Annotated in this window: 9 protein-coding genes; 3 read left to right on the top strand and 6 right to left on the bottom strand. The window is 47.1% G+C overall.

What is annotated here, in order from left to right; genetic code table 11:
- Positions 1-130 precede the first annotated feature (130 nt).
- Entirely contained in the window at positions 131-3,274 is a 3,144-nt protein-coding gene (locus J6600_RS03500; protein WP_209388319.1) for an efflux RND transporter permease subunit, read from the bottom strand.
- A gap of 128 nt (positions 3,275-3,402) precedes the next feature.
- Here J6600_RS03500 and J6600_RS03495 point away from each other — a divergent pair, with 128 nt between their 5' ends.
- Positions 3,403-4,251 (top strand): TetR/AcrR family transcriptional regulator, encoded by an 849-nt coding sequence (locus J6600_RS03495; RefSeq protein WP_209387969.1) that lies wholly within the window; start codon positions 3,403-3,405, stop codon positions 4,249-4,251.
- Between the two features lie 62 nt (positions 4,252-4,313).
- Here the strand turns inward: J6600_RS03495 and gatB are convergent, their stop codons facing one another.
- The 3 genes from gatB to gatC are packed head-to-tail and all read right to left on the bottom strand — an operon-like array spanning position 4,314 to position 7,520.
- Positions 4,314-5,744, bottom strand: coding sequence for an Asp-tRNA(Asn)/Glu-tRNA(Gln) amidotransferase subunit GatB (gatB, locus tag J6600_RS03490; RefSeq protein ID WP_003155730.1), 1,431 nt, complete (start codon positions 5,742-5,744; stop codon positions 4,314-4,316).
- A gap of 13 nt (positions 5,745-5,757) precedes the next feature.
- Positions 5,758-7,215 (bottom strand): Asp-tRNA(Asn)/Glu-tRNA(Gln) amidotransferase subunit GatA, encoded by a 1,458-nt coding sequence (gene gatA, locus J6600_RS03485; protein ID WP_014417119.1) that lies wholly within the window; start codon positions 7,213-7,215, stop codon positions 5,758-5,760.
- Between the two features lie 14 nt (positions 7,216-7,229).
- On the bottom strand, positions 7,230-7,520 hold the full coding sequence (gene gatC, locus J6600_RS03480; protein ID WP_003155732.1) for an Asp-tRNA(Asn)/Glu-tRNA(Gln) amidotransferase subunit GatC: 291 nt from the start codon (positions 7,518-7,520) through the stop codon (positions 7,230-7,232).
- Between the two features lie 421 nt (positions 7,521-7,941).
- Between gatC and putP the strand changes: the two genes are divergently transcribed.
- Together putP and J6600_RS03470 are read left to right on the top strand one after the other, a co-directional pair.
- On the top strand, positions 7,942-9,420 hold the full coding sequence (putP, locus tag J6600_RS03475; RefSeq protein ID WP_007408914.1) for a sodium/proline symporter PutP: 1,479 nt from the start codon (positions 7,942-7,944) through the stop codon (positions 9,418-9,420).
- A gap of 120 nt (positions 9,421-9,540) precedes the next feature.
- Positions 9,541-10,233 carry an MgtC/SapB family protein gene (locus J6600_RS03470; protein WP_014417117.1) on the top strand — a complete coding sequence of 231 codons (693 nt, stop codon included), beginning with the start codon at positions 9,541-9,543 and terminating at the stop codon, positions 10,231-10,233.
- A gap of 37 nt (positions 10,234-10,270) precedes the next feature.
- On the opposite strand, the gene J6600_RS03465 is transcribed toward J6600_RS03470, so the two are convergent.
- Positions 10,271-11,266, bottom strand: coding sequence for a phosphotransferase enzyme family protein (locus J6600_RS03465; protein WP_209387968.1), 996 nt, complete (start codon positions 11,264-11,266; stop codon positions 10,271-10,273).
- A 236-nt stretch (positions 11,267-11,502) separates the two neighbouring features.
- Positions 11,503-12,699, bottom strand: coding sequence for a CamS family sex pheromone protein (locus J6600_RS03460; RefSeq protein WP_014417115.1), 1,197 nt, complete (start codon positions 12,697-12,699; stop codon positions 11,503-11,505).
- Positions 12,700-12,702: the final 3 nt, after the last annotated feature.

Here is a 12,702-nt window from a genome sequence, read left to right as displayed (position 1 = left end):
GTATCCGATCCATTATTAACACTAACAACCTTTAATTATACTATGACTTGAGAAAATCGCAACAATATGTACAGGAATTCCCAGAAGAAAAAAGGCCCCGGCTCCGTTTAAGGAGCCAAGGCCCGCTGTCTTACTCTTCTTCCGTTCCAGGTTTTTTCTTACGGAATTTCGCCAATACTTCATATACGATCGGCACAATCAGAAGGGTAAGCAGAGTCGAACTGATTAAACCGCCGATAACGGTGACACCGAGTCCTTTAGAAATGACCTGGCTTCCGCCTTCGAAGCCCAATGCCAATGGAAGCAGGGCGCCGATTGTCGCGATCGCCGTCATCAGAATCGGACGCAATCTCGTAGAGCCGGCTTCCAGGAGCGCTTCTCTCGTCGATAAGCCTTCCGCTTCTTTATGGATGACGCGGTCAATTAAGACAATCGCGTTTGTGACGACGATTCCGATCAGCATCAGCATACCGATCATGGCATTCAGACTGATCGTCTCTCCGGATACATACAGGCCGGCTAATGCGCCGATGACTGTAAACGGAAGCGAGAACAGAATCGCAAACGGCGCTAATGCTCCGCCGAACGTGATCACAAGAACGAGGTATACGATGGCGATTGCGGCAAGCATCGCTAACCCGAGTTTCGTAAAGGAATCAGCAATATCCGCTGATACACCGCCGGTATCAATGGATACATTGTCCGGCTTATCCAGTTTGTCAACTTTCTTTTGAACGGCTGATGACACCTTCGTGACGTTGTCAGAAGTGACGGTTGCCGTTACGTCAGCGTACACTTTGCCGTCGCGTTTGGAAATGGTATCGGATGTCGTGCCATTTTTCACTTTCGCCACATCGCCGATTTTTACTTCTTGGCCTGCAGGCGATGTGATGGTTTTATCCTCTAATTCTTTTACACTCTTATACTGGTCTTTTTCTGTTTTGATGTTGACGTCAAGCTCTTTGCCGTCCTTTTTCACCGTTGTCAAAGGAGACTGTGACGTTTGGGACATCAGGGCTTGGGAGATTTGCGAAGCCGTCAGGCCCTGCTTGCTGAGTTTCTCCTGGTCAGCGGTGAACGTGTACTCATCATATGTGCTGGAAAGGCCTGAGTTGACGTCTTTCAGATCCTTCTGCTTTTTCATGATGCTTTCGATGTCTTTGACCGTGCCTTTAATATCAGACTCTGAATCTCCGTACACATAGTACGTTAATTCGTTGTTGTTGCCTGACGAACTGAAATTTTGTGATTTCCATTCGCCGCGGCTGGATGTTTTTTTGATTTCTTTTAAGACATTGTCTTTTTCTTTGTCAAAATCAGGCGTGTCATCCTCGTATTTCACGTAGAACAATGCGCCGTTTGAGCTTCCGCCGAGCGGACTTTGCGAGCCTAATGAATACTGAACGGTATCGACATGTTTGCGTTTAAGCAGCATGTCTTCCGCTTTTTGCGCAGCTTTTTCAGCTTCGCTTTTCGTTTCGCCCGGTTCAGGAGTGTATGTGAGCTGTATCGTTTTGTCCGCTTGCTCAGGCAGGTAGCTCGCGCCGATCAGAGGTACGAGGAACAAACTGCCGACAAGCATCAGAACCGCGATGATAGATGTAATCCATTTATGTCTTAATGACCAATTCAGCACTTTTTTATAGAAATTGGCCAATCTGCCCGGCTTATGCTCTTTCGCTTTAACAGGCGCGCCTGTGAGCGATTTTTTGAATAAGCTGTGCGCAAGCATCGGCACCAGTGTGATCGAAATCACCAGCGATGCGGCAAGCGCGAAGACGATTGTTAATGCAAACGGCATAAACAGTTCGCCGATCTGTCCGCCGACCATGGCAAGCGGCAGGAATACGGCAATGGTTACGATCGTTGATGACATGATCGGTTTAAACATTTCTTTCGTCGCTTCACGGACCAATTGCTTCCCGCGTAAAGGTTCATCTTTCAGCCTCATGCGGCGGTAAATGTTTTCGATCACGACAATCGAGTCGTCGACTACCCGTCCGATAGCGACCGTCATCGCACCGAGCGTCATTATGTTTAATGTGACATCAAGCTGATTCAGCACAAGAAGCGCAATCAGCAGTGACAGCGGGATGGAAATGATAGAAATCATCGTTGATTTAATATCTCTTAAGAATAAGAGAATGATCACGACCGCAAAGATCGCGCCGAAAATCGCTTTGCTTAACATCGTATCCACCGACTCTGTAATCGGCTCTGCCATATCAAGAGTCGAGCTGTACTTGAACCCTTTGTGGTCTTTTTTGTATTGATTCAGTTCATCTTTAATCGCATCGGCCACTTCTACCGTGTTGGCGTCATTGGCTTTTACGATATTAATTCCGATGCTGTCCTTTCCGTTCGTGCGGGAAATGGATTCAGCTTTTTTCACATCTTTAATGTCGGCAATGTCAGAAAGCTTGACTGTCGGCACCCCTGCTGCCGCGCTTTGCTGTGCCTGCTGCATAGCCTGAGCGTCCGCCGCAGATGCCGCACTTGCTCCGCCCGCTTGACCTTGAGCGGCAGAAGAAGATGTAACCGGAATTCTCATATCTTTCAGATCTTTAATTGACGTAATATTTCCGTTAACCACAACTGATTTTTCTTTGTTGCCGAACGTGTACAATCCAAGCGGCGTATTGACGTCAGAGCCTTGGATCACTTTCTTGACGGTATCTTCATCAAGTCCGTACTCTTTCATTTTTTTGTCTTTGAAAGAAAATTCCACTTGCTCTTCCTGCTGTCCGGAAACTTGCACGGACGCAACGCCCTGGATGCCTTCAAGCTTAGGAACGAGATTGTTTTCCACATTTTTGGTCAGGTCTTCAAGCGAGCTTTTGCCGCTTGTCACACTGAGCGTCAAAATCGGGAAAGAGTTGAGGCTGTAACGGGAAATGTCAGGTTTTTTCGCGTCGTCAGGAAGACTGACACTGTCCAGCGCTTCAGAGACTTCGGTTTTCGCCTTGTCCATATCCTTGTTGTAATCATATTCAATCATAACCGATGAGACATTTTCAGAGGATGTGGACGTTACGACGTTCACTCCTTCTAAATTCTGCACCGCCTGCTCGATCGGTTTTGTCACGTCATCCGCAACTTGACTCGGAGCAGCTCCGGGATAAGTCGTATTTACTGAAAGGTAAGGCATGTTGACGTCCGGTATGGATTCCTGCTTCATATTCAGACCGGCATACAGCCCTGCTACAGTAACGATAATCGTCATCAGCCAAACTGCGAATTTGTTTTTCAGTACAAAGTTAATAATGTGGTTCATCATGTCCTCCGTTAATTTTTATTGACTGACTGGTCATTCTATATAATACTAAACGGTATAACTCAACATCGTCAACTAATAAAGCAGTAAATTTTTCTAAATTTTTCAGGATTAAGGGGAAGCACGTCATGAACGAAAAAAAAGAGAAAATCATAAAAACAGGCATCCATTTATTTGCCAAAAAAGGGTTTTCTTCAACAACCATTCAGGAAATCGCCGGTGAATGCGAAATTTCAAAAGGAGCCTTCTATCTCCATTTCAAATCAAAAGAAGACCTTTTGCTCTCAGCATGTGAGTATTACATCGGCATGTCTATGGAAGAAATAAAGAAAATCAAAACAGAACATCAGCATAAACCGCCTAAGGACGTATTCCGAAAACAAATCGCTTATCAATTCCAGGAATTTATGGAGCACAAAGACTTTATCATTCTCTTGCTGAGCGAAAAGGTCATTCCTGAAAATCAAAAGGTCAAACAGTATTTTCATGAGGCCAATATTCAAACTAACATGCTGTATCGGGATGCGTTGCTCTCCGTTTACGGAGATGCCGTCACACCGTTTTTAGCGGATGCGTCCATTATGGCGCAAGGAATTGTGAGCTCCTATATTCATTTCTTGATTTTTAATGAACATACGGCATTCCGGACGGAAAACGTGGCGGCCTTTCTGATTGCCAGAATAGATGATCTGATTACGGGACTGATAAAAGACAATCCCGATCCGCTGCTGCCTGAGGATATCTTCACTCAGCCCGCGGCGGACAGAGAAAGGCTGCTTGCGGATATTCAAAAGATAAAAGCACAGCAGGGGCTGCCTGAGGACGTCCTCGTATCGCTTGAAGTCATTGAAGAGGAATGTGCAAAGGAAGAGCCGCGGAAACCGATTATTAAAGGAATGCTGTCCAACCTGGCAGGCAGCGGAAATGAGCAGATTGAAACGCTGCGGGCTTCCATTGAAACCTATTTCAGCTTATAAAAAAAGAGACCGGCGCTTACCGGTCTCCGCGTCAGCAGCGCCCTTAGAGGCGGCTGCTTTTTTTATCGTTTTTTGATTTCTTCAAGTAAGATCTTGTTGACCATCGGCGGGTTGGCTTGTCCTTTTGAGGCTTTCATAATCTGCCCGACAAGGAAGCCGATCGCGCGGTCTTTTCCGTTTTTGAAGTCTTCAATTGACTGCGGGTTGCTGTCAAGCGCATCTGTAACCAGCTTCAGAAGCACGCTTTCGTCAGAAATCTGCACGAGGCCTTTTTCTTTGACGATTTTTTCTGCGTCGCCGCCTTTTTCAATTAATTCTTTAAAGACTTTCTTCGCGATTTTGGACGAGATGGTTCCTTTTTCAATCAGCTTAATCATGCCGGCAAGGCCTTCAGGAGTCAGTGCGACATCCTCAAGCTCTTTTTGTTCGGCGTTCAGGTAAGCTGAGACTTCACCCATCAGCCAGTTTGATGCCTGCTTGGCTTCTGCGCCTTTATTGACCGTTTCTTCGAAGAAATCAGCCATTTCTTTCGTCAGCGTCAGAACCATTGCGTCATAAGCAGGCAGACCGAGCTCTTCGATATAACGCTTGCGGCGCTCGTCCGGAAGCTCAGGAATGGTTGCTCTTACGCGTTCTTTCCATTCGTCATCAATGTAGAGCTCGACAAGGTCAGGCTCAGGGAAATAGCGATAGTCGTCTGAACCTTCTTTGACACGCATCAAAATGGTTTTTTTCGTCGCTTCATCGTAGCGGCGCGTCTCCTGCTGAATGACTCCGCCTGACAGAAGCACCTGCTCTTGGCGTTTTTCTTCATGCTCAAGTCCTTTTTGGACGAACGCGAAGGAGTTCAGGTTTTTCAGCTCCGTTTTTGTGCCGAATTTCTCCTGGCCGATCGGACGGAGGGAAATGTTGGCGTCACAACGCAGTGAACCTTCTTCCATTTTACAGTCGGAAACGCCTGTGTATTGGATAATTGATTTCAGCTTTTCGAGATATGCGTAAGCTTCCTCCGGTGTGCGGATATCCGGCTCAGATACAATCTCGACAAGCGGCGTGCCTTGGCGGTTGAAGTCAACGAGGGAATAGCCGTCGCCCGTATGCGTCAGTTTTCCCGCATCTTCTTCAAGGTGAAGACGGGTAATGCCGATTTTTTTCGTTTTTCCGCCGACTTCGATTTCGATCCAGCCGTTTTCGCCGATCGGCTTGTCAAATTGAGAAATTTGATATGCCTTCGGGTTGTCCGGATAGAAATAGTTTTTCCGGTCAAACTTCGTATCCGTTGCGATTTCGCAGTTCAAAGCCATTGCGGCTTTCATCGCGAATTCGACCGCTTCTTTGTTCAAAACGGGCAGCACGCCGGGATAGCCGAGGTCGATGACGCTCGTTTGGGTATTCGCTTCCGCGCCGAATGGCGTCGGTGAGCTTGAGAAAATTTTAGATTTTGTTTTTAATTCCACATGGACTTCAAGTCCGATTACCGTTTCAAAGTTCACTTCATTTCACCCCTTACAGTTCAGGTTTCGCTTTATGATGATCTGTTGCCTGCTCAAAAGCATGAGCGACGCGGTATACAGTGCCTTCATCGAAGTGTTTTCCGATGATTTGCAATCCGAGCGGCAGTCCGTCCGCAAATCCGCACGGCACGCTGATTCCCGGCACTCCCGCGAGGTTGACAGGAATCGTTAAAATATCGTTGGCGTACATTGTGAGCGGATCGCTGGTTTTTTCGCCGATTTTGAATGCCGGTGTCGGCGTTGTCGGTCCGACGATGACATCGTATTTCTCAAATACGTCTTCAAAATCTTTCTTAATAAGCGTGCGCACTTTTTGCGCTTTTTTGTAATATGCATCATAGTAGCCGGAGCTGAGCGCGAAGGTGCCGAGCATGATGCGGCGCTTCACTTCATTACCGAATCCTTCAGAGCGTGTCTGTTTATAAAGGTCGATCAGGTTGTCCGCATTGTCTGAGCGGTAGCCGTAGCGGATGCCGTCAAAGCGCGCAAGGTTTGCAGACGCTTCGGAAGAAGACAGCAGATAATACGTCGCAAGCGCGTATTTGCTGTGCGGCAGAGATACTTCTTCCCATGTCGCTCCGAGGTCTTCAAGCACTTTTAAAGCGGCTAAAACCGATTCTTTCGCTTCTTTGCCGACGCCTTCTCCGAGATATTCTTTCGGTACGGCGATTTTTAAGCCTTTAATATCGCCAGTTAATGAAGAAAGAAAATCCGGCACTTCGACATTGGCGCTCGTAGAGTCCATTTTGTCCGGGCCTGAAATCGCCTGAAGCAGGAATGCGTTATCTTCTACGGTTCTTGTGATCGGCCCGATCTGGTCCAGTGAAGACGCAAAAGCGACCAAACCGTAACGCGACACGCGTCCGTATGTAGGCTTTAATCCGACGACGCCGCAGAAAGAAGCCGGCTGGCGGATGGAGCCGCCCGTATCAGATCCGAGTGAAAACGGCACTTCGCCCGCGGCAACCGCAGCTGCGGAACCGCCGCTTGATCCGCCGGGAACCGTATTGAGATTCCAAGGGTTTTTCGTCGCTTTGTACGCGGAGTTTTCAGTAGAAGAACCCATTGCGAACTCGTCCATATTCAGCTTTCCGATCGTGACGGCTTCAGCGGCTTGAAGGCGCTCCACGACCGTCGCATCGTAAATCGGATCGAAGTTTTCGAGGATTTTGCTTGAGCATGTTGTGCGAAGCCCTTTGGTCACGATGTTGTCTTTGACGCCGATCGGCATTCCGAAGAGAAGACCGTGTTCAGACCGTCCGTCAACCGCTTCGTCAAGTTCTTTCGCGTAAGCGCGGGCTCTTTCTTCATCAAGCTGTAAAAACGCCTGCACCTTATCATCCACGGATGCGATCCGTTTGTAAGATTCATCAACAAGATCGGAAATCTTGATTTCTTTTTTATGTATCATTTGTTTCAGTTCTGTGATTTTGTGATCAAATAATGACATACTGTCTCCCTCCTTTAATCCAGAATAGATGGCACACGGACATAGCCGTCTTTATGATCGGGAGCATTTTTCATGACATCCTCGACCGGAAGGCCTTTACCCGCTTCATCTTCTCTCATTACGTTTTTCATTTTCAGCACGTGTGTTGTCGGTTCCACGTTATCCGTGTCCACTTCATTAAGCTCCTCGGCAAACGAGATGATGCTGTCAAGCTGTTCTGTGAACATTTCAGCTTCTTCATCCGTAATGGCGAGTCTCGCCAAATGAGCGACATGCTTTACTTCTTCTATAGAAATTCGTGACATAAGATCCACCTCCGCATAATTCTCCGTTTCGTCATATAATACTGATCATATCAAAAATGAGCCCTCTAAAGCAACAAAACGCCGCCTTCTGAGGCATGATGAAACCCTCTCTATTTTATCCTAAATCGGGGAGAAAGAGAAACGAATTATATGTCAGAAAATTTTTACTTTTATAATTTATTGGTAGCGTTTTCATCTCTAAGCTGTTCTATGTTGGCGGGGATTTTTTCCTTGAGCGGGCCAGGTTTCGAGAGTTGATTGATCGGGGATACTTTGTTAGGTTTAGTAACCATAGCCAGCACTAAATCATGCGATCCGCATGGAATGATGACTAAAGGCTGGATCGCCGGCGCATATTCCGGCACTACTAATCTACAGAGGTGATGCAACATTTACATGAAAGAAGAGAGGGTCCAAAAACGTGAGTATTGAATTAATTATATCTCTTGGCATTTACTTTGCTGCCATGCTGTTAATCGGCTGGTACGCATTCAGGAAGACAACGAATATTAATGATTACATGCTGGGCGGAAGAGGACTAGGCCCGTTCGTAACGGCGCTGTCCGCAGGTGCGGCCGATATGAGCGCATGGATGCTGATGGGAGTTCCCGGCGCAATGTTCGCAACGGGGTTATCGACCTTATGGCTGGCGCTCGGTTTGACGATCGGCGCGTATTCAAATTATCTGCTGCTTGCTCCGAGGCTGCGCGCTTACACGGAAGTTGCGGATGATGCGATTACGATTCCCGATTTTTTCGATAAACGGTTCCGCCACTCGTCATCATTGCTGAAAATTGTTTCCGCCGTGATTATTATGATCTTTTTCACACTGTACACATCGTCCGGGATGGTATCCGGAGGCAGGTTATTTGAATCGGCATTCGGCGCCGACTACAAATTCGGTTTGTTTTTAACGGCCGGTGTTGTTGTGCTTTACACGCTGTTTGGCGGTTTCCTCGCTGTCAGTCTGACTGACTTTGTACAGGGAGCGATCATGTTTGCGGCATTAGTGCTTGTGCCGATCGTTGCTTTTACCCAGCTCGGGAGCGTTTCAACGACGATTGATTCGATCAACGCCGTTAACCCGAAACTATTGGATATCTTTAAAGGCGCGAGCGTCATTAGCATTATTTCTTATTTGGCATGGGGACTCGGCTATTACGGCCAGCCTCATATCATCGTACGATTTATGGCGATTAAAGAAGTGAAAGATTTAAAACCCGCCCGCAGAATCGGGATGAGCTGGATGGTTATTTCAGTTGTCGGTTCATTGCTTACCGGGATTATCGGGGTTGCGTATTCTCATCACTTCGGGGTCTCCGTAAAAGATCCGGAAACGATTTTCATTATTTTTTCTAAAATCTTGTTCCATCCGCTGATTACGGGCTTCTTGCTGTCCGCAATTTTAGCGGCGATCATGAGTTCCATTTCCTCACAGCTTCTCGTAACGGCAAGCGCCATTACGGAAGATTTATACCGCGCCTTTTTCAGACGGGAAGCGAGCGATAAAGAATTGGTCATGACCGGACGCCTGTCGGTATTGATCGTGGCCGTTATCGCCATCCTGCTTTCCATGAATCCGAACAGCACCATTCTTGATCTGGTCGGATATGCGTGGGCAGGCTTCGGTTCGGCTATCGGCCCGGCGCTCTTGCTCAGTCTGTACTGGAAACGGATGAATGAATGGGGAGCGCTTGCGGCGATGATTACAGGGGCCGCGGCCGTTTTAATCTGGATCACGACAGGGCTTGCCGCTTCAACCGGCGTATACGAAATCATTCCGGGGTTCTTCCTCAGTCTGATTGCCGGTATTGCCGTCAGCCTGCTGACCAAAAAACCGGCCGATGCTTCTTATCAGCTGTTCAGCCGGATGGAAGCTCTTTTGAAAAACAAGAAATAGACAAAAAGCCGTCAGATTTTATCCCTGACGGCTTTTTTCTTCCGCACTTGTCCTGCTATAAATACTGTGAGAAAATCATATCAATTTATTATAAGAAAAATTGCGGAGGTGCTGTGCAAATTGAGCTGGCCTATCGAACCAGACATTTTATTAAAGCTGGGCATTGCCACGCTGATCGGCATGATCATCGGTCTTGAACGCGAGCTGAAAAACAAACCGCTCGGACTGAAAACCTGTATCGTCATCGCCGTCAGCTCCTGTATGCTGACGATCGTCAGCATTAATGCGGCATATCATTTCCCAAAATATTACCGTATCATGATGGATCCGCTCCGCCTTCCCGCCCAAATCATTTCCGGCGTCGGTTTTATCGGTGCGGGCGTGATCCTGCGCAAAAGCAATGACGTCATTTCCGGCCTGACGACATCGGCTATCATCTGGGGCGCAGCCGGGCTCGGTCTGGCTACAGGCGCCGGCTTTTATAAAGAGGCGTTCGCAAGCCTCTTGTTTATCCTGATCAGTGTCGAATTTCTTCCGTGGCTGATCAGAAAAATCGGTCCCAACCGCTTGAAGGAAAAGGATATCCGCGTGAGAATGTCTCTTTCCGATAAAGACAAAATGACCGAGATTTTAAAGGAAATGAAAAGCAAACAGCTCCGCATTCACTCCGTCCGGATTGATGATCTGCACGAAAAAGAATTTCCGATTATGGAAGTGAAAGTCAGTGTTCACAAAAACCGCTACACCACTGACGTCTATTATGATATTAAAGAAATTCAAGGTGTCGTCGGAGTGAAGTGTGATACGCTATAAAAAAACGCCGGGCTGGATTCAGCCGGCGTTTTTCTATTTATACGAATGCAGAAAAGTTATACTCCGTAATCGGGGTTTCGTTTTCGATATCGCGCCTGAAGGCTTTCAGCATCTCAAGTTCCTCGTCCCCGAGTGCATTGAGGTCAAACGCCTGATGCAATAATCCGTAGATCAGCATATGGCGCAGCCGGAGAAAATCCGGGATGTGTTCAAGCCAGGCGGGGTCAAGGTCATTTTCTTCCCTGTAGCCTTTCATAAAGTGAGTCATGAATTCACCCGTAAACGCGGCCTTGTCTTCATACGGGATGACCGGATACCACAACATGTTGTACAGCAGAATACTGATATCATTCACAAACCAATTGTAGCCGGTATCATCAAAATCAAATGCAGTGATTTTTCCGTTGTCCCAATTGAAATTGCCGTGGTGCAGATCGGCGTGCACAAGGCCGTAGTTTTCAGGGTTCTTCGGCAAACGGCGCAGTTTTTCCATTAGAGCATCCGCCCGCTCAAATACGAGATACTGATCTGCGGGCACGTATTTTCTCAGCTTCAGCTGCTCCTCTTCATCCCATTCCTGCCTTTTGTATGCCGGATCGCTCAGACGGTAGCTTTTCGTCAGCCGGTGCATGTTCCCCGTGTACTTCCCAAGCTCGTAAAACAGAGTCCCGTTCCAGTCTGATTGCTCCACTTTGCGTCCGGGCGCTTTTTCATAGACTCTTACTAAAAATGCTCCGCCTTTTCCATCCGGCACTTCTTCGACATCTTTGCCATTTAATGAAGGAATCGGTTTCGCTGCTGAAAGCCCGCCCTTTGCCAGATGATGAAGCCATTCCATTTCTCCGAGAATATATTCCGGTGTTCTTCTGATCGTATGCGTAATTTTTAAGATATAAGGTTCGTTATCTTTCACAATTTCATATACGTAGTTTTCTGCGTCCGCGATAAATTGAAACTTGGTAAAGCCGTATATTTCACCTGCTTCAGCGAGCACCTTATCTTCCTCAAAAATCGCTTTAATATCTTTATGCATGCTGATTCACCCTTTTCATAACGTTTGTAGGCGGTGTGTGTACTCAGCAAATGTCATTCATCAACATTCCTGCCCTTCTTTTCTCACAGCAGATTCGTAACATCCGCTTAGAATGAAATGTGTTTTCCTGTTAATTCCTAATTATACAAATATCTTAACATACCTCATTCCTCGCTCCAACGATATTCACAATAAAAAAACCCTTGCTCATACAGAAATGAACAAGGGCATCTTGATTAATCGTAAATATGGACGGTCGGTTCTTTGTCACCCGCATTGCGGACGATCAGCGCTTCCTGTCCGTCAGACGAGGTAATGTTAATTTCGACATCAACTGAGCTTTTTGAATAATAATCCATCAGCTCACCTGTTAAGTATTGGGTAAAGGCGATAACTTCGCTTTTCCCGTAAAATTGCATCGGGATTTCAATCTTCATTTTTCTCATTTCATCGTTTTCGTACATTGCCGTTCCGACGACTCCGGTGTAATTCGGGAAGTAGCTGTCGATGGCGTTTTTGAAGCGTTTAAACACTTCGGAATCATCAGGGTATTTCTTTGCCGTGTCTGTATCCGCCGGATAGAAGACGTACTTTTCTTTGACATCATCCCAGTTTGAAATGGTGGATGAGCCGGCCTTGACTTCTGTTTTCGCAATGTAATTCCCCGGTACGATTGATGTTTTCGGCGCTTGTTTATAAAGGGCGACGGTAATCGGCACATTTTTCAGGTTATCCATTTTCCGAAGGCGGTTAACGACTTCCTGGGCGATTTCTTCACCGTGGCTGCGGATCGTTTTGTCGCTGAGCTCAACTTCCTGCTGCGGATCACCTGTGTTTTCGCGGTAATAGTAAACAGAGTTGAGAGCGAGACCGATCATGACACCGCCAAGCTGGATGGAATTTTTATCTTTTCTTACTAAGTAATCCTGTTCAAGCATAGACGCTAAGTAAATCGGGCTGTTTTCATTTTTCTCTTTTGCCGATCCCGAGCTTGGCAGCACCGGGTTTAAGCCGAGATTCTGAAAATTGGCATCTGCCTTTTTCGCCTTTTTCAGATCACTGCCCTCTTTTTTGCGGTCAAGCCAGCTGAGTACCGTGTCCTCATCTAAATACTGGCCTTCCTGATACAAATAGTCATCCGTCGGGAACGTGTCTTGAGCGAGCCGCATCAGACCCGTCTCGAATTCATCGATGTCCAGCCTCGTGTTCAGCCGGTCCGCGGTCAGGCCGCGCGCTTTTCCGGCCTTAAACGGAAGCACCATTTTATAGTAGGAATCAGAGATATTATATTTCGGTATGATCGCTTTTTCAGAAGACTTTGCCGTTTTCTGCGTGATCTCTTCCTCTTTGTTCCCCCCGAAACTCGGCGAACAGGCCGACAGCATGAGTACTGCCGCCGTTGCCGTCGCCGCCAATGCCAACATCTTTTTCAATAG

Source organism: Bacillus sp. LJBV19 (assembly GCF_017797845.1).
Lineage (GTDB): Bacteria > Bacillota > Bacilli > Bacillales > Bacillaceae > Bacillus > Bacillus velezensis.
The sequence above is the reverse complement of the archived record's forward strand: the minus strand, read 5'-3'. Positions and strand labels throughout refer to the sequence as shown.